Consider the following 17,316-nt stretch of genomic DNA (forward strand, 5'->3'; position numbering starts at 1 on the left):
CAAAAGCGCGGCCCCTCCCCGGTTCCAGAACCGCCGTCCTCCGCCGCCTCAGCGCCGGCCGAACAACCGTTCGATGTCGCCCAATCTTAGCTCAACATAAGTCGGTCGGCCATGATTGCATTGGCCGGCGCGCGGAGTCCGCTCCATATCGCGCAACAGGGCGTTCATCTCCTCGATGCGCAGCCGCCGGCCGGCCCGCACCGAGCCGTGACAGGCCATGGTCGCCACCACATCGCCCAGCCTGTCCTCCAGGGCCTGGGCGGTGCCCCATTCGGCCAGCCCCTCGGCGAGATCGGCGACCAGCCCCTTGACGTCGGTATCGCCGAGCAGGGCCGGCACCTCGCGCACCACCACGGCGCCGGGGCCGAAGCCTTCGACCACCAGCCCCAGCTTGGCCAACTCGGCCGCCGCCGTCGCCACCCGCACCGCCCCCGGTTCGTCGAGTTCGACCACTTCGGGCAGCAGCAGGATCTGGCGAGCGACCTCGCCGCGCTCGGCCAGGGCGGCCTTCATCCGCTCCATCACCAGCCGTTCATGGGCGGCGTGCTGATCGACGATGACCACGCCATCGCGGGTTTGGGCGATGATATAGGTGTCGTGGATCTGACCGCGCGCCGCGCCCAAGGGAAAATCCTCGGCCCCCGTCGGCGGGGCTTCGGGCTCGCCGGCCAGGCGTGGGGCGGCCGGGGGCGCCCCGGCCAGCCAGGCCATCGCCGCCTGCCCGCTTCCACCTCCGGCCCCCATTCCCCGCCCGGCCCAAGGATCGGGCGTTCCGGCCGGAGCCTGGGCGGCATAGGCGCTGCGGCGCTCCTCCAATCCCGGATGGGAGGCTCCGCCGCCATAGCCGCCCGCCCCCCAGGGCAGGGCCGGAGCGCCCGATCCTTGGGCCGGGCGCAGGGCCCCCAGGGCGGCCAGCGAGACCGTGCTGCTCGCCCGGTGGCCGGCGGCGGCCAGGGCATGGCGCAGGGCGCCGATGATCAGCCCGCGCACCAGACCGGGATCGCGGAAGCGGACCTCGGCCTTGGCCGGATGGACGTTGACGTCGACCATCTCGGGCGGCAGATCGAGATAAAGCGCCAGAACGGCGTTGCGGTCGTGGGCCAGCACGTCTTGATAGGCGCCGCGCACCGCGCCGTGCAGCAACTTGTCGCGCACCGGCCGGCCATTGACGAACAGGTACTGGCCGGCGCTGGTCGCCTTGTTATAGGTCGGCAGGGCGGCATGGCCGGTCAGGCGGATGCCCTCGCGCTCGGCCTCGATGGCAATGGCGTTATCGGAAAACTCGCGGCCAAGAATGGCGCCCAGGCGGGTCAGCCGGGCTTCGAACAATTCGCCCTGGGCGCCCGACAGGCGGATCTGCTGGCGGGTGCCGTCCGACAGGGTGAAGCCGACCGCCGGATGGGCCATCGCCAAGCGGTGGACGACATCGACGGCGTGCATCTGCTCGGTGCGCGGCGCCTTGAGGAATTTCAGCCGGGCCGGGGTGGCATAGAACAGGTCGCGGACCTCGACCCGGGTGCCCTGGGGATGGCTGGCCGGTTCGGGCTCGCCCTTGGCGCCGCCCTCGACCGTCAAAGCCCAGGCGTCGCCAGCCCCCGCCGCCCGGCTGGTCAGGGTCAGGCGGGCGACCGAGCCAATCGACGGCAGGGCCTCGCCGCGAAACCCCAGGGTGTGGATATCAAGCAGATCGTCGCCGGGCAGCTTCGAGGTGGCATGGCGTTCGACCGCCAGCGATAATTCGCCGGGATCCATGCCCCGACCGTCGTCGACCACCAGAATGCGGGCGCGGCCGCCGTCGGTCATGGTGATATCGATGCGGGAGGCCCCCGCATCGATGGCGTTCTCGACCAGTTCCTTGACCGCCGAGGCCGGACGTTCAACCACCTCGCCGGCGGCGATGCGGTTGACGAGGACCGGCGGCAACAAACGGATCGTCATCGGCGTCCCTCTCGCTGGGGGCTACATCTGGGGGTTACCCGGCGCTGAACTCCCTATATAGCGCGATCAGGCCATTGGTGGAACTATCATGGGCCGGGGAAATGGTCGCGTCCTCCAGTTCGGGCAGGATCGCCTTGGCCAGTTGCTTGCCCAGTTCCACCCCCCACTGGTCATAGGCGTTGATGTTCCACACCGTCGCCTGGACATGGATCTTGTGTTCATAAAGGGCGATCAGCATGCCAAGGGTACGCGGATCAAGGCGTTTGACCAGGATGGCGTTGGTCGGCCGATTGCCGGGGAAGACCTTATGGGGCAGCAGCGCCTCAAGGGCCTCGCCCGCCAGCCCCTGGGCCGCCAACTCGGCCCGGGCCTCGGCCTCGGTCTTGCCGCGCATCAGCGCCTCGGTCTGGGCCAGGAAGTTCGACAGCAAGATGGCGTGGTGGCGCCCCAGCGGATTATGGCTGATCGCCGGAGCGATGAAATCGCAAGGGATCAGCGAGGTTCCCTGGTGGATCAGCTGATAGAAGGAATGCTGGCCATTGGTGCCGGGCTCGCCAAACAGCACCGCGCCGGTGGCGTAGGCCACGGTCTTGCCGTCCAAGGTCGTGCGCTTGCCGTTGCTTTCCATATCGGCCTGCTGCAGATAGGCGGCCAGCCGGTGCAGATATTGGTCATAGGGCAGCACCGCCTGGGCGCGCGCGCCCAGGAAATCCCCATACCAGACGCCGAGCAGGCCGAGGATCACCGGCAGATTGCGCTCGATCGGCGCCTCGCGGAAATGGGTGTCCATGGCATGGGCGCCATCGAGCAGGGCGCGGAAATTGGCGAAACCGACGCTGATGGCGATCGGCAGGCCGATGGCCGACCACAGGGAATAGCGCCCGCCCACCCAGTCCCAGAATTCGAACATATTGGCGGTATCGATGCCAAAGGCGCTGACCGCCTTGGCGTTGGTCGACAGCGCGGCGAAATGGCGGGCCACCGCCGGCTCGCCCAGGGCGCCAACCAGCCAGTCGCGCGCCGTATGGGCGTTGGTCAGGGTTTCCTGGGTGGTGAAGGTCTTGGAGGCGACCAGGAACAGCGTGGTCTCCGGCGACAACCCCTTCAGCGTCTCGGCGATATGGGTGCCATCGACATTGGAAACGAAATGCACCCTCAGACCGGGCTTGGCATAGGCCTTGAGCGCCTCGACCACCATCACCGGCCCGAGGTCCGAGCCGCCGATGCCGATATTGACGACATCGGTGATCGCCTTGCCGGTCGCCCCTGTCCAGGCGCCGCTGCGCACCGCTTCGGAAAACGCCTCCATATGGGCGAGAACGGCGGCGATGGCCGGCTTCACATCGGCGCCATCGACGAGAACCGGGGTGGGGGTGGGATCGCGCAGGGCCACATGCAAAACGGCGCGGCCCTCGGTGGTGTTGATCGGCTCCCCGGCGAACATGGCGTCGCGCCGGGCCTCGACCCCGCTCTGGCGGGCGAGATCGGCCAGCAGCGCCATGGTCTCGCCGGTGATGCGGTTTTTCGAGTAATCGAGCACCAGATCCTCGAAGCGCAGATGGAAGCGCGCGAAGCGGTCGGGATCGGCGTCGAACAGAACGCGCAGCGGCTGATCGCTCAAGGTCGGAGCGTGAGCGGCAAGGGCCGCCCAGGCGGACAGGGTGGTGGGATCGGGCATGAAATCTCCGGGGTCGGAGGCAGGGGCGCGGCACTGACAATAGCCGACAGCCCGCCCAAACGGGAGGCCAAACGGCAAAGATCGCCCGCCGCTCGCGCCAAAACGCCCAAACCCGCCCCGGGGTTGCTTGGCTGGGCCGCCTTAGGAAACCGCCCGATAGAAAAGAACCCGTCCGGCGGGGGCGATCTGCGCCATCAGATCGAAGTCTTGCAGGTTCCGGGTCAACACGGTTTGACCTTTTTCCAGGGCGTGAAGAAACAGAACGGCATCGTTGAAAGCCGCACCCTCCCGCCCCTTGGGCAAAGACCCCAGACGAAAGAGCAGGCCAGCCAGAATTCCGGCTTCCATCATGACCCCGACCGATGGAGCGGCCACCCGATGGCGGGGAATATCTTCGATCGTATCGCGCAAGACCGCGAGGATTGCCGCCGTTCCCGGATGACCGGGAGAAAGACGGCCAAACGCATGACAAAGCTCGCCAAGAATGACCGCGAGATGGAAAATCGGGCGTCTTTGTAAAAGGTCATCGACGAGCGGCGGCGACTTGCCTTCCAGTACGTCGATATAAACACAGGTATCGAGAACAAGCGGTCCACCGACAGCCGCCCGATCATCGACGAACGGCAGATCGGCATCGGCGCGGCGGGTCGGCGCCGTTGTTATCCGGTCGGGCCGAAGACGGCGCAGAGCGCGCGCGAGGTCAGCCTTCAAGCGTCCCCCTTGGCACCTGCCCCTTGCGGGCCAGCAGCCTTGGGCCGAAGTCATCCTCGATCGCCACTTTCGCCAAGGCATAGAGCAGCAACTCGCTGGTATTTCCGGCCCCGGAGCGCTTTTTAGCCGCGGCGAGAAGCCTTGAGGGAACCCGGCCGCCGATCGTCACGTCTTTGATACCAAGCAGGCCTTCGTCCGCCGCCGCGTCATAGGCCGCCTGACGGCGCTCCCCGGCGATGCGATCCTGATCCATCGGGCTGGCGTCTTCCCCTGCCATGGCACGCACTCCGGCTGTGTGTCTAACCAAGGTGGCGGTCGGCGGAAAGATCGTCAATCCCCGAGCAACGCCCACCCTCGACCGGCAACAGGGGTGGCGGCGGCGTGATCAAAGACGTCTGGGACAATACTCGGACCAAGACCGCGGGGGTTTGGCGGGTCTTCTTGGCCTAACGCGGCCGAGGGCCGGATCATCTCGGGCGATTTCAAATTCCGGGCAAAAGAAAACCCCAGATAAGCCGTTAGGCCATCTGGGGTTTTTTTGGTCGGAGTGAGAGGATTCGAACCTCCGGCCCCTGCCTCCCGAAGACAGTGCTCTACCAGGCTGAGCTACACTCCGTCCGAGGGCCGGGGTTATAGCCCCCCGGCCCGGGGGGCGCAAGCAGAAAACGCGCCTTATCGGGCCCGTTCGATGCAGAAATCGACAATGCCGGCCAAAGCCGCCTTGGCCGGGCCATCGGCGAAGATGTCCAGGGCCGAGCGGGCGCGTTCGCCGTAGTGGCGGGCGCGTTCCACGGTCTCGGCCAGGGTGCCGTAGCGGGTCATCAGCTCGATGGCCTTGGCCAGATCCTTCTCGGGCTCGGCCATGTCCTGGGCTTCCATGCAGCGGCGCCAGAAGGCGCGCTCGTCGTCGGTGCCGCGCTGATAGGCCAGGATGACGGGCAAGGTGATCTTGCCGTCCATGAAATCATCGCCGACCGTCTTGCCCAGATCCTGCTGGCGGGCCGAATAGTCCAGATAGTCATCGACCAGCTGGAAGGCGATACCCAGGGTCATGCCATAGGTGTCAAGCGCCTCTTCCTCGGCCTCCGGGCGTTCGGCGACGACGGCGCCGATGCGGCAGGCGGCGGCGAACAACTGGGCGGTCTTGCCGCGGATGACCTCAAGGTACTGGGCCTCGGTCGTCGCCATGTCATTGGCGGTGATCAGCTGGGCAACCTCGCCCTCGGCGATCACCCGGCTGGCGTGGGACAAGATGCCCAAGACCTTGAGCACCCCGTCCTCGACCATCAGTTCGAAGGAGCGCGAGAACAGGAAGTCGCCGACCAGCACGCTGGCCTTGTTGCCCCACAGGGCGTTGGCGCTGTCGCGGCCCCGGCGCAACAGGCTTTCATCGACCACGTCGTCATGCAACAAGGTGGCGGTATGGATGAATTCGACGCAGGCGGCGAGCTGGGCGTGGCGCTCGCCCTCGTAGCCGCACAGGCGGGCCGAGGCGAGGGTGAGCAGCGGCCGCAGGCGTTTGCCGCCGGCGGCGATGATATGGCCGGCCAGTTGCGGGATCAGGGCGATCGGACTGTGCATCCGTTCGACGATGATCTCATTGACCCTTTTCAGGTCGCCGCCGACCAGTGTGAGAAGCACATCAAGGGCGTCTTCCCGCCCTTCGCGCTGTTTTTCGTGATTGACGACGTTGGCCAAGGCCTTACCTGATCCCTGATGATGGCGACGGACCCCCCCTGGAGTCAGGCGGAGCATAGGAGCGCCCAGCCGCTCGGGTCAAGCGAGCAGGCCCGGGTCGCGCGAAAGTAATGGGGTTCGCCGCTTTTCCCTTGGGTTGACCGGCGCCCTTTGAACGGTGCCGAGCGAACGACGCGGGCCTTGATCGCCAAAGGAGCGAGACGATGGTGGAACTGGTGAGCACGGATGACCCCGTGTTGTTGTCCTGGCTTATGGCCCAACTCGCCGATGCCGAAATCGGCGCGGTGGTGTTCGATTCCCACACCACCGCCCTGCTGCCGGGAACCCTGGGGCTGATCCAAAGCCGGGTGATGGTGGGCGATGACGACCTGGACGCCGCCCGGCGGATCCTCGCCCAGGCCGGAGCGACCCCGTGACCCAGCCGCCGGTCGCCACCCCCGCCGGGGCGCCCGCGTGGCGCGAGGATGGCCTGCTTGATGGTCGCCTGCGGCTGATGCAACCCGTTGACGGCTATAAGGTGGCCATCGATTCGGTTTTGCTGGCCGCCGCCGTCGATGCCGCGCCCGGGGCCCATGTGCTCGATGCCGGGGCGGGAACCGGGGCGGCCCTGCTGTGCCTGGCGGCGCGCCGGCCCGATTTGCGGGTGACCGGCCTCGAGCTGCAGGCCCTGCATGCCGGCTTGTGCCATTGGTCGATCGAGCTCAACGCCCTGGCCGGGCGCGCCCGGGTGATGGCCGGCGATCTCGACCGCCCGCCCCCGGAACTGCGCGCCACCCCGTTCGACGCGGTGATGACCAATCCGCCGTTCACCAGCGCCGGCACCCCGCCACCCGATGGCGGGCGGGCGCGAGCGATGATGGAGGGCATGGCCCTGGAGCGCTGGGTGGCGCGCTGTCTGGCCCTTCTCCGCCCCAAGGGCCGCTTTTTCGCCGTCCACCGCGCCGACCGCCTTGATGATCTGATCAGCGCCCTGACCGGCAGGGCCGGCGAGATCACCGTGCTGCCGTTGTGGTCGCGGGCCGGCCGGCCGGCCGAGCGGGTGATCGTCGCCGCCCGCAAAGGCGTGCGCGGCGGCGCCCGCCTGCTGCCCGGCCTCGTGCTCCATCAAGCCGACGCCACCGCCTATACCGACGAGACCACCGCCCTCTTGCGCTCCGGCAAGGCCCTCGATCTTGACCCCCTCGGGCGCCTGTAGCGCCCCTGACCTTGACCTTGATCTGCCCGGGCGCCGATAACACGCCCGCCCCTTAAGGAAAAACCACCGATGGGACTTAGCTTGGCCAAGCTTATCTTCACCGTTCTCGCCATCATCGGCATCTGGACGATCTTCCGCCTGATCCAGCGCAAGGCCCTGGGCCGGCGGCCGCAGACCCCCGCCGAGCGCGGGGCGGAGGCGGCGCGACGCACAACGCGGGCCCGCGCCTCCGGCGCCACGCGCGCCCGCGCTTCCGGCGAGACGGACTCCAATGATCTCGATCTGGTGCGCTGCCCCGACTGCGGGGCTTTCGTTCCCCAGGGAACGCCCTGTGCCTGCCAGAAGCGCCCGTCCTGACGCCGGTTGACCTTTGCGCGGTGTGCCGCCGTTGACCCTGATGCGGGCGGGGGGTAGGTTTCCCGACCCTTTCCCACCCAGATTCAAGGTCCCCATGGCCGAGACACCGAGTTTTCAGTCGCTGATCCTGCGCCTCCAGCAGTTTTGGGCGGCCCAGGGCTGCGTCCTGCTCCAGCCCTACGATATGGAAGTGGGCGCGGGCACCTTCCATCCGGCCACGACGCTGCGCGCGCTTGGTCCCGAGCCGTGGAAGGCCGCCTATGTCCAGCCCTCGCGCCGGCCGACCGACGGCCGCTATGGCGAGAACCCCAACCGCCTGCAGCATTACTATCAGTTCCAGGTGATCTTGAAGCCCTCGCCGGCCGATCCCCAGGCGCTCTATCTCGACAGCCTGCGCGCGCTCGGCATCGATCCGCTCAAGCATGACATCCGCTTCGTCGAAGACGACTGGGAAAGCCCGACGCTGGGCGCCTGGGGGTTGGGCTGGGAAGTGTGGTGCGACGGCATGGAGGTGACGCAGTTCACCTATTTCCAGCAGGTCGGCGGCTTCGACTGCGACCCGGTGCCCGTCGAGATGACCTATGGCCTGGAACGTCTGGCCATGTACATCCAGGGCGTCGAGAACGTCTATGACCTGGATTACAACGGGGCGGGCGTGCGCTACGGCGACATCTTCCTTCAGGGCGAGAAGGAATTCTCGGCCCATAATTTCGAATACGCCAATACCGAGGCGCTCTTCCGCCATTTCAAGGACGCCGAGGAGGAATGCATGGCCCTGCTCGCCAAGGGCGTGCCCTTGCCGGCCTATGATCAGTGCATCAAGGCCAGCCACCGCTTCAATTTGCTTGATGCCCGGGGCGTCATCAGCGTGACCGAACGCGCCGCCTATATCGGCCGGGTGCGGGCCCTGGCCAAGGGCTGTTGCGAGGGCTGGCTGCGGGCGCGCGGCCACCTGCCTCCGCTGACCGGAACGGAGGGCTGAGCATCATGGCCGAGTTGCTTCTGGAACTGTTGTCGGAAGAAATCCCCGCCCGCATGCAGGTGCGCGCCATCGAGGATCTGACCAAGCTGGTCGGCACCGGTCTGGCCGAGGCCGGGCTGAGCCATGGCGGGCTGCGCGGCTTCGTCACCCCGCGCCGCCTGACCCTGGTCGTCGACGGCCTGCCGGTCGCCCAGCCCGATGTCCACGAGGAGCGCCGCGGCCCCAAGGCCGACGCCCCCGACAAGGCGATCGCCGGGTTCCTCGGCTCGCTGGGACTGACCCGCGACCAGTTGGAAACCCGCGAAACGCCCAAGGGCCCCTTCCTGTTCGCCGTCATCGAGCGCAAGGGCCGGCCCACCGCCGAGGTGCTGCCCGAGATCATCTATCGCGCCCTCACCGCCCTGTCCTGGCCGAAGTCGATGCGCTGGGCGCGCGGCCAGTTCACCTGGGTCCGCCCGCTCCATTCCATCCTGGCCGTCTTCGAGGGCGCCCCTTTGCGCGGCGCCATCGGCCTTGGCGTCTCGCTCGAGGGTCTGCCGGTCGGCTTCATCGCCGATCCGGCCGCCGCCCCCGAAGGCACGCCGTTGCTGGCGTTCGGAGCGACGACGCGCGGCCACCGCTTCCTGGCGCCCGAGCCCTTCCCCGTGCGCGATTTCGCCGATTACGCCGCCCGCCTGCGCCAGGCCCATGTGCTGATCGACCGCGAGGAGCGCAAGCGGGTGATCGCCGAGCGCGCCGCCGCCCTGGCCGCCGGCGAGGGCCTGCGGGTCAAGGACGATCCGGCCCTGCTCGAGGAAATCACCGGGCTGGTCGAATGGCCGGTGCCCTTGATGGGCCATATCGACAAGGCCTTCATGGATGTGCCGGCCGAGGTGCTGACCACCTCGATGCGCAGCCACCAGAAGTATTTCTCGGTCGAAAACGCCGATGGCACCCTGAACGCCCGCTTCGTCGTCGTGTCCAACATGGATGCCACCGACAGCTCGGCCCGCGTCGTCGCCGGCAACGAGCGCGTGCTGCGCGCCCGGCTGTCGGACGCCAAGTTCTTCTGGGACCAAGACCGCAAGGCGCCGCTGGCCGGCAAGGTCGAAGCCCTGGGCGCGCGCGTCTTCCACGCCAAACTGGGCAGCGATCTTGATAAGGTCACCCGGGTGCGCGCCGGCGCGGCTTGGCTGGCCGCCCGGGTTCCCGGGGCCGACGCTAGCTTGGTCGATCGCGCCGCCTTGCTGGCCAAGGCCGATCTGACCACCGGCATGGTCGGCGAATTCCCCGAACTCCAGGGCCTGATGGGCCGCTATTACGCCCTGCACGACGGCGAGCCGCCGGCGGTGGCCCAGGCCATCCGGGACCACTACTCGCCCGTCGGCCCCGGCGACGCCTGCCCGACCGCCGCCACCAGCGTTTGCGTCGCCCTGGCCGACAAGATCGACACCCTGGCCGGCTTCTGGCTGATCGATGAAAAGCCCACCGGATCGAAGGATCCCTTCGCGCTGCGTCGCGCCGCCCTCGGCGTGATTCGCCTGATCGTGGAAAATAGTCTGCGCCTGCCCTTGCGAGAGGTGCTCGGCTCGGCAATCTCCACATATGGAGACCGGATGCTCGCCCAATGCGGGAAAGCTGACGGAACATCCTCCGATGTGATAGAACACGATTTGATCGCTTTTATCGCTGAGCGTTTGAAGGTTCAGCAGCGCGAAAAAGGGGTCCGTCACGATCTGATCGAGGCGGTCTTCTCGCAGGGTGGGGAGGACGATTTGGTCCGCCTGCTCGCGCGCGTTTCGGCCCTGGCCGATTTCCTGGCCTCGGAAGAAGGGACCAATCTGCTCAGCGCCTATCGGCGGGCGACGAACATCGTGCGGATCGAAGAGAAAAAAGACGGAAAGCCGGTTTCGGGCGATCCCGACAACGCTCTTTTCGAACAGGACGAGGAACGCGCCCTGTCGCTAGCCCTTGATACTTTGCTCGGCGAGGTTTCCCCCTCCCTCGCCGCCGAGGATCACGCGGCCGCCATGCGGGCTCTCGCCCGCCTGCGCGGTCCCGTCGACGCCTTTTTCGATCGGGTGACGGTGAACGCCGATACGCCCGCTCTTCGCAACAATCGCCTGCGCCTGCTCGCGCGCATCGGCACCGCCATGGCCACCCTGGCGGACTTCTCAAAAATCGAGGGATGATCATGTCCAAGTGGGTTTACAGCTTCGGCAACGGCAAGGCCGAGGGCCGCGCCGATATGAAGAACCTCCTGGGCGGCAAGGGTGCCAACCTGGCGGAAATGAGCAATCTCGGCATCGCCGTTCCCGCCGGGTTCACCATCACCACCGAGGTCTGCACGGCCTTTTACGACAACGACCACGCCTATCCGGCCGGATTGACCGATCAGGTGGTCACCGCCCTGGCGCGGGTCGAGGAAATCATGGGCGCGCGCTTTGGCGACGCCAACAACCCGCTGCTCGTCTCGGTGCGCTCGGGCGCCCGCGCCTCGATGCCGGGCATGATGGACACGGTGCTCAACCTCGGGCTTAACGACCAGACGGTTCAGGGGTTGATCAAGCAATCGGGCGACGCCCGCTTCGCCTATGACAGCTACCGCCGCTTCATCCAGATGTTCTCGGACGTGGTGCTCGGCGTCGAGCATTACCACTTCGAAGAAATCCTGGAAAACCACAAGGAAGACAAAGGCCTCAGCCTTGATACCGAGCTGGGCGCCGACGACTGGAAGCTGCTGGTCGAGCGCTTCAAGGCCAAGGTCCAGCAGGAATTGGGCAAGCCCTTCCCCGAAAACCCCGAAGAGCAGCTGTGGGCGGCCGTCGGCGCGGTCTTCGGCTCGTGGATGAACCAGCGCGCCATCACCTATCGCCGCCTCAACGACATTCCCCAGGAATGGGGCACGGCGGTGACCGTGCAGTCGATGGTCTTTGGCAATATGGGCGATGATTGCGCGACGGGCGTCTGCTTCAGCCGCGATCCGTCGACCGGCGAGAACACCTTCTACGGCGAATATCTGGTCAACGCCCAGGGCGAGGACGTGGTGGCGGGCATCCGCACCCCCCAGCAGATCTCGATCGCCGGCAAGGAAAAGAACGCCTCGGCCCTGCCCGCCATGGAAGAGGTGATGCCCGGCCTTTACAAGGAGTTGGTCGCCACCCGCGACGTGCTCGAGGCCCATTACCGCGACATGCAGGACATGGAGTTCACCATCCAGGGCGGCAAGCTGTGGATGCTCCAAACCCGCACCGGCAAGCGCACCGCCGGCGCCGCCCTGCGCATCGCCGTTGAAATGGCCCGCGAAGGCATCATCACCAGCGACGAGGCGATTTTGCGCATCGATCCCGAGGCGCTGGACCAGCTTTTGCACCCCACCCTTGATCCCAAGGCCGCGAAGATCGTGCTGACCAAGGGCCTGCCCGCCTCGCCGGGCGCCGCCTCGGGCAAGGTGGTGTTCTCGGCCGAGGTCGCCGAAGACTGGGTGCAGCGCGGCGAGAAGGTTATCCTCGTGCGCATCGAGACCAGCCCCGAGGATATCGGCGGCATGCATGTCTCGCAGGGCATCTTGACGACGCGCGGCGGCATGACCAGCCACGCCGCCGTGGTGGCGCGCGGCATGGGCACGCCCTGCGTGGCCGGCGCCGGCGAAATCCGCGTCGATTATAAGGCCGGGCTGTTCACCGTTGGCGGCAAGACCGTGCGCGAGGGCGACATCATCACCCTTGATGGCGCCGCCGGCACGGTGATGCTGGGCGCGGTGCCGACCATCCAGCCCGAACTGACCGGCGATTTCGGCGTGCTGATGGACTGGGCCGACGCCAAGCGCACGATGAAGGTGCGGGCCAACGCCGAGACCCCGGTCGACGCCGAGGCCGCCAAGCGCTTCGGCTGCGAAGGCATCGGGCTCTGTCGCACCGAGCATATGTTCTTCGATCCCCGGCGCATCATCAATATCCGCCGCATGATCCTGGCCTCCGACGAGGCCGGCCGTCGCGCCGCCCTGGCCGAGCTTCTGCCCTACCAGCGCGGCGATTTCGTCGAGCTGTTCCGCATCATGGCCGGGCTGCCCGTCACCATCCGCCTGCTCGACCCGCCGCTGCACGAGTTCCTGCCCCATACGGATGGCGAGATCGCCGAGGTCGCCGCCATCGCCGGCGTTGACGAATCCCTGGTTCGCCACCGCGCCAGCGTGCTGTCGGAAAGCAACCCGATGCTCGGCCATCGCGGCTGCCGCCTGGGGGTGACCTATCCCGAGATCTACGAGATGCAGGCCCGGGCCATTTTCGAAGCGGCGCTCGAGATCGCCCAGGAGGTCGGCGAGGCGCCGGTGCCCGAGATCATGATCCCGCTGGTCGCCACCAAGCGCGAGCTTGACCTGATGAAGGCGGTGGTCGACGCCGCCGCCAAGGCGGTCTTCGCCGAAAAGGGCGGTGAGGTCACCTATAGCGTCGGCACGATGATCGAACTGCCGCGCGCCGCCCTGCAGGCCGGCAGCATCGCCCAGACCGCCCAGTTCTTCAGCTTCGGCACCAACGACCTGACCCAGACCACGCTTGGCCTGTCGCGCGATGACAGCGCGTCGTTCCTGGAAACCTACCGGGTCAAGGGCATCTACGAGCGCGATCCCTTCGCCAGCCTGGATGTCGAGGGCGTGGGCGAATTGGTCAAGATCGCCGCCGAACGCGGCCGGGCGACCCGCCCCGGCCTGAAGCTGGGCATCTGCGGCGAACATGGCGGCGATCCGCAGTCCATCGCCTTCTGCCAGTCGGTCGGCCTGGATTACGTCTCGTGCTCGCCCTACCGGGTGCCGATCGCCCGGCTGGCCGCCGCCCAAGCCGCCCTGCGCAGCGTCGTCAAGCAACCCGCGATGGTGTAAGCCAGACCTTTCGCCACCGACCGTGATCGCCGAATGGCTCACCAGCGTCCTGACGCCCGCCTCTGTCGAGGCGCGGCGTTTGGGCGTGGTGGCCGAGGCGGTGGCGGTGCGCGCCCGGGCCCGCCGTCAGGCCAAGGCCTGGGCCCCCCACCTCGCCGCCTGTCACCAAACCATCCTTGCCGCCTGCCAAACCGTCGCCACCCACGGCAGTGTCGCCGTGCTCGGGGCGGGCTGGTTGCTGGAAGTGCCCTTCGACGCCCTGACCCGCCGCTTCGACCGGGTGATGCTGATCGACGCCGTGGTTCCACGCGCCGTGCGCGCCCGCGCCGCCCGCGCCGGCGGGATCGCCCGCTTCGGGGGTGGGCTCCCCGTGGACAGCGCCTTGAGGGTAAAGCGCCCTTTGGTCACTGGAATACATCGACCTTCATCGCCGCTCTACGCCATGACAGTATTGAAGCCCCATGGTTGATCAATGGTCCGATCAATGGCGAACGGTTCCGAGTTTATGTTGAGGATGTTTTGGTTCCAACCCTGAAGCCAGGTGATATCGTTGTTATGGATAACCTGGGAAGTCACAAGAGCAAAGCGGTTCGACAAGCGATTCGATCTGCCGGCGCCAAGTTATTTTTTCTTCCGAAATATTCTCCTGACTTCAATCCTATTGAGCAATTCTTCTCAAAATTGAAGCACCGACTACGAGAAGCTGCCAAGAGGACCTGTGATGAGGTCTGTGACGAAATCGCCAGAATCCTGGAGGACGTCTCAACGGGAGAATGTCAGAACTATCTCTCTAATTCCGGGTATGGACGAACTTAATCTCAACACGCCCTAGGCGGCGCATGTTGTAGACAATTGCCGGGCGACATCGACGGCATGGTGCACCCGTCCGACCTGTCCTGGGACAAGTCGAGCGAGACCTGGGCGGCATCCTGAGTGCAGCCATGCGCCGCGCACAGGAAGAAAAGTAATCCTTCGCTGTCCGCCGTTACGGAAAGGGCGCATTCGGGCATTCTTTCTTTTTGTGCTTGCCGCACCCCATACAGAGGAAATTTTATTCTAAATAGGGGAAATGTGTTTGCGCGTATAAAATGGTTAATTAAACTTAGACTCGCAACGGACAAAATTCCGCGGAACAAATTTTGACATTCACAAGGGTGAATTTCCGCCATGCTTCATTCCACGTCGTCCAGGAATCAGGTCGCCCTGTCGGCTGTCTGCCTGTCTGCCTTGATGTTCGGATTGGAGATATCAAGCGTCCCGACCATCCTGCCGACGCTGGAACAGCTTTTTTCGGCTGATTTCCGGCAACTGCAGTGGGTGATGAACGCCTACACCACCGCCATGACCGCCTGTCTGATGGCCATGGGGGCCTTGGCCGACCGCTTTGGCCGCAAGCGGGTCTTTCTGGCGGGACAGGTTGTGTTCGGCGTCGCGTCGCTGGCTTGCGGGCTGGCCGACAGCCCATCGATGCTGATCGGCGCCCGCGCGCTTCAGGGCGCGGCGGCGGCGGCGTTGCTCACCTGTCAGATCGCGGTGTTGTCCCAGCAATTCCGCGACGGACGGGAACGAGCGCTTGCTTTCGGCTGGTGGGGGGTGACCTTCGGCGTCGGCCTGGGATTCGGGCCGTTGATCGGCGGGCTGACGGCGGTGGTTCTGGGATGGGAATGGGTGTTCCTGGTCCATGTGATCCTGGCGGCGGTCGCGGTGATCCTGATCCAGGTGGGGGTCGAGGAAAGCACCGATCCGCACGCCCTGCGCCTTGACGTCGCGGGGATGGTGACATTGTCGCTGGCCGTATTCTGCCTGGTCTATCTGATCACGCGCGGGCGTATGCCGGGGCCCGGAGACATCTCCGGGCTAGCGCTTGCCGCACTGGGCGTGGCCTGTTTCAGCGCGTTCGTGGTGGTCGAAACGCGGGTGGCCCGGCCGATGTTCGACTTCACCGCTTTCCGCACCACGAATTTCTCGGGCGCGCTGCTGGCGTCAGCGGGCATGAACTTCAGCTTCTGGCCGTTCATCATCTACCTGCCGGTCTATTTCCAGGGCGTCCTGGGTCTGGACAGCCTGGACGCCGGGCTGTGCCTGCTGGCCTATACCTTGCCGCCGCTGCTGGCGCCGCCGATTGCCGAGCGGTTATTGCTGCATTTCGGACCACAGGTGGTCATTCCCCTGGGGCTGGTGATCATCGGGTGCGGTTTCGTCCTGATGCGGGCGGCGGCCCTTGGGGGAGATGCAAGCTGGGTGGACATGCTGCCCGGCTGCATCCTTGCCGGAAGCGGCCTGGGGCTGGCCAACACCACGGCGACCAACACCGCCTCGGCCGCCCTGCCGCCGGAACGGGCCGGCATGGCCTCGGGCATGAACATGAGCGCCAGCATGATCGCCCTGGCGATCAACATCGCCCTAATGGGTTTCATCCTGCTGCAAGGAACCCAGGCAGGGCTGGAACGGCTGTTGCCCGCCGCGACCGGGGACGAGTTGTCACTGCTGGCGGAAAGCGTCGCCGCCGGGGGGGAGGCGGTGGCGGCCGGGGCCGGCCTGCCGATCGCGCTTGTCCGCCAGTCCCTGGTTCACGGCTTCGACTGGGTGATGTTGTACGGTGCGGGCGGCGTCTGGCTGTTCGCGGCGATCTGCAAGCTGGTCTTCGGTTCAGCAAAACGGAGCGGTCCGGCACCATGCGACAGGTAACGGCCCAGGGGGCTGGCGGCAAGCCTGCCCTGAAAGGGGCACCTTATGCGGCCCCCTGGCGAGAGGATCGCGCGGGGGCGGCTTTCTTATCCCGGTTGTGGTCCAGCACCCGGCCCAGGTGGATCTCGAATCCGTACTCTGAAGCTTGGCATCTGCGGCGAACATGGCGGCGATCCGCAGTCGATCAGCTTCTGCCAGTCGGTCGGCCTGGATTACGTTTCGTGCTCCCCCTACCGGGTGCCGATCGCCCGACTGGCCGCCGCCCAGGCCGCCCTGCGCAGCGCCGTCAAACAGCCCGCGCCGGTTTAAGCCAGACCTCTGGCGACCAACCGTGATCGCCGAATGGCTCACCAGCGTCCTGACGCCCGCCTCTTTTGAGGCGCGGCGTTTGGGCGTGGTGGCCGAGGTGGTGGCGGTGCGCGCCCGGGCCCGCCGTCAGGCCAAGGCCTGGGCCCCCCATCTTGCCGCCTGTCACCAAACCATCCTTACCGCCTGCCAAACCGTCGCCAACCCCGGCAGCGTCGCCGTGCTCGGGGCGGGTTGGTTGCTGGACGTGCCCTTCGACGCCCTGACCCGCCGCTTCGACCAAGTGCTGCTGATCGATGCCGTGGTTCCGCGCGCCGTGCGCGCCCGGGCTGGTCATGCCGGCGCCCTCTGGCAAGCCCACGACCTGGGCGGCGTGCTGGCGACCTTAGCGGCGCAAAAGGGCGGAGCGCGCGGGCAAGCGCCCGATGTTCCAAGGCCGGCCCCCTTTCCCGAAGCCGTTCTTGCGGCCGATCTGGTGATCTCGGCCAATCTGCTCAGTCAATTGGCCATGGCGCCTAGGCTTTGGCTTGATCGCCACGGCGCCGATCTTGATACCCAAGACCGCCTGTCGCGCGCCCTGATCGAGGCCCATCTCGAAGCCCTTGGCCGCTGCCGGGGCCGGGTTTGCCTGATCAGCGATTTCGAACGCGAGGAACGCGGCGCCCCCGGCGGCCCCCAGCGCTTCGATCTGCTGTTTGGCGCCCGCCCGCGCATCGATGGCCAAAGATGGCTGTGGGACCTCGCCCCGCGCGGCGAAGCCGAAAACGGCCTTTCGGTGCGCCACAAGGTGATGGGCGGCCTGCTGGCAAGCCCCACCCCTTAGATCAAAAATTCCGCCAAAAAAGCCGGGCGTTTTGTACAGTTTGGTCTAATCACGTTCGTCGTATCCCCCATGCGCAAGGACA

Annotated in this window: 14 protein-coding genes, 1 tRNA gene and 1 pseudogene; 10 read left to right on the top strand and 6 right to left on the bottom strand. The window is 66.5% G+C overall.

Annotation, left to right across the window (positions count from 1 at the left end):
- Positions 1-48 precede the first annotated feature (48 nt).
- From mutL to RRU_RS15240, 6 genes are all read right to left on the bottom strand, one after another.
- A complete protein-coding gene (mutL, locus tag RRU_RS15215) occupies positions 49-1,938 on the bottom strand; it encodes a DNA mismatch repair endonuclease MutL (RefSeq protein WP_011390696.1) in 1,890 nt (629 codons plus the stop codon).
- 34 nt (positions 1,939-1,972) lie between these two features.
- Positions 1,973-3,616: a glucose-6-phosphate isomerase gene (gene pgi / locus RRU_RS15220; RefSeq protein WP_011390697.1), complete on the bottom strand. Its 1,644-nt coding sequence runs from the start codon at positions 3,614-3,616 to the stop codon at positions 1,973-1,975.
- 141 nt (positions 3,617-3,757) lie between these two features.
- Complete coding sequence (locus RRU_RS15225; RefSeq protein WP_011390698.1) at positions 3,758-4,327, bottom strand: type II toxin-antitoxin system VapC family toxin; 570 nt, start codon at positions 4,325-4,327, stop codon at positions 3,758-3,760.
- Positions 4,317-4,604, bottom strand: coding sequence for a hypothetical protein (locus tag RRU_RS15230; RefSeq protein ID WP_011390699.1), 288 nt, complete (start codon positions 4,602-4,604; stop codon positions 4,317-4,319). The genes RRU_RS15225 and RRU_RS15230 overlap by 11 nt, the downstream gene beginning before the upstream one ends.
- A 262-nt stretch (positions 4,605-4,866) precedes the next feature.
- Positions 4,867-4,943, bottom strand: a tRNA-Pro gene (locus RRU_RS15235).
- A 56-nt stretch (positions 4,944-4,999) separates the two neighbouring features.
- Complete coding sequence (locus RRU_RS15240; RefSeq protein ID WP_014626480.1) at positions 5,000-6,025, bottom strand: polyprenyl synthetase family protein; 1,026 nt, start codon at positions 6,023-6,025, stop codon at positions 5,000-5,002.
- A 203-nt stretch (positions 6,026-6,228) separates the two neighbouring features.
- On the opposite strand from RRU_RS15240, the gene RRU_RS15245 reads away from it, so the two are divergent.
- The 10 genes and pseudogenes from RRU_RS15245 to RRU_RS15295 all read left to right on the top strand — a co-directional run bounded on the left by RRU_RS15245 (position 6,229) and on the right by RRU_RS15295 (position 17,234).
- On the top strand, positions 6,229-6,441 hold the full coding sequence (locus RRU_RS15245) for a DUF2007 domain-containing protein (RefSeq protein ID WP_011390701.1): 213 nt from the start codon (positions 6,229-6,231) through the stop codon (positions 6,439-6,441).
- Positions 6,438-7,220 carry a tRNA1(Val) (adenine(37)-N6)-methyltransferase gene (locus RRU_RS15250; protein ID WP_011390702.1) on the top strand — a complete coding sequence of 261 codons (783 nt, stop codon included), beginning with the start codon at positions 6,438-6,440 and terminating at the stop codon, positions 7,218-7,220. Before RRU_RS15245 ends, RRU_RS15250 begins: the two co-directional genes overlap by 4 nt.
- A 69-nt stretch (positions 7,221-7,289) precedes the next feature.
- Positions 7,290-7,577, top strand: coding sequence for a hypothetical protein (locus RRU_RS15255; RefSeq protein ID WP_011390703.1), 288 nt, complete (start codon positions 7,290-7,292; stop codon positions 7,575-7,577).
- 94 nt (positions 7,578-7,671) lie between these two features.
- The gene (locus RRU_RS15260) at positions 7,672-8,559 is read left to right on the top strand and encodes a glycine--tRNA ligase subunit alpha (RefSeq protein WP_011390704.1); all 888 of its coding nucleotides are present in this window, start codon (positions 7,672-7,674) and stop codon (positions 8,557-8,559) included.
- A 5-nt stretch (positions 8,560-8,564) separates the two neighbouring features.
- Entirely contained in the window at positions 8,565-10,730 is a 2,166-nt protein-coding gene (gene glyS / locus RRU_RS15265; protein WP_011390705.1) for a glycine--tRNA ligase subunit beta, read from the top strand.
- A 2-nt stretch (positions 10,731-10,732) separates the two neighbouring features.
- Positions 10,733-13,417 (top strand): pyruvate, phosphate dikinase, encoded by a 2,685-nt coding sequence (ppdK, locus tag RRU_RS15270; protein ID WP_011390706.1) that lies wholly within the window; start codon positions 10,733-10,735, stop codon positions 13,415-13,417.
- 33 nt (positions 13,418-13,450) lie between these two features.
- On the top strand, positions 13,451-14,233 hold the full coding sequence (locus tag RRU_RS20235) for an IS630 family transposase (RefSeq protein WP_081467703.1): 783 nt from the start codon (positions 13,451-13,453) through the stop codon (positions 14,231-14,233).
- Between the two features lie 351 nt (positions 14,234-14,584).
- Entirely contained in the window at positions 14,585-16,105 is a 1,521-nt protein-coding gene (locus RRU_RS15285) for an MFS transporter (RefSeq protein ID WP_011390708.1), read from the top strand.
- Positions 16,106-16,243: 138 nt separating this feature from the next.
- Positions 16,244-16,414, top strand: a pseudogene (locus RRU_RS20195) (putative PEP-binding protein); the annotation flags it as partial.
- Between the two features lie 22 nt (positions 16,415-16,436).
- Positions 16,437-17,234, top strand: coding sequence for a hypothetical protein (locus RRU_RS15295; protein ID WP_011390709.1), 798 nt, complete (start codon positions 16,437-16,439; stop codon positions 17,232-17,234).
- Positions 17,235-17,316: the final 82 nt, after the last annotated feature.

Origin of the sequence: Rhodospirillum rubrum ATCC 11170 (assembly GCF_000013085.1) — a bacterium.
Classification (GTDB): Bacteria; Pseudomonadota; Alphaproteobacteria; order Rhodospirillales; family Rhodospirillaceae; genus Rhodospirillum; species Rhodospirillum rubrum.

Bases quoted from the DNA above. Each gene is read 5' to 3' on its own strand.
- mutL (WP_011390696.1), bottom strand. From the start codon at position 1,938: ATGACGATCCGTTTGTTGCCGCCGGTCCTCGTCAACCGCATCGCCGCC.
- pgi (WP_011390697.1), bottom strand. From the start codon at position 3,616: ATGCCCGATCCCACCACCCTGTCCGCCTGGGCGGCCCTTGCCGCTCAC.
- RRU_RS15230 (WP_011390699.1), bottom strand. From the start codon at position 4,604: ATGGCAGGGGAAGACGCCAGCCCGATGGATCAGGATCGCATCGCCGGG.
- RRU_RS15245 (WP_011390701.1), top strand. From the start codon at position 6,229: ATGGTGGAACTGGTGAGCACGGATGACCCCGTGTTGTTGTCCTGGCTT.
- RRU_RS15255 (WP_011390703.1), top strand. From the start codon at position 7,290: ATGGGACTTAGCTTGGCCAAGCTTATCTTCACCGTTCTCGCCATCATC.
- RRU_RS15260 (WP_011390704.1), top strand. From the start codon at position 7,672: ATGGCCGAGACACCGAGTTTTCAGTCGCTGATCCTGCGCCTCCAGCAG.
- glyS (WP_011390705.1), top strand. From the start codon at position 8,565: ATGGCCGAGTTGCTTCTGGAACTGTTGTCGGAAGAAATCCCCGCCCGC.
- ppdK (WP_011390706.1), top strand. From the start codon at position 10,733: ATGTCCAAGTGGGTTTACAGCTTCGGCAACGGCAAGGCCGAGGGCCGC.
- RRU_RS20235 (WP_081467703.1), top strand. From the start codon at position 13,451: ATGGCTCACCAGCGTCCTGACGCCCGCCTCTGTCGAGGCGCGGCGTTT.
- RRU_RS15285 (WP_011390708.1), top strand. From the start codon at position 14,585: ATGCTTCATTCCACGTCGTCCAGGAATCAGGTCGCCCTGTCGGCTGTC.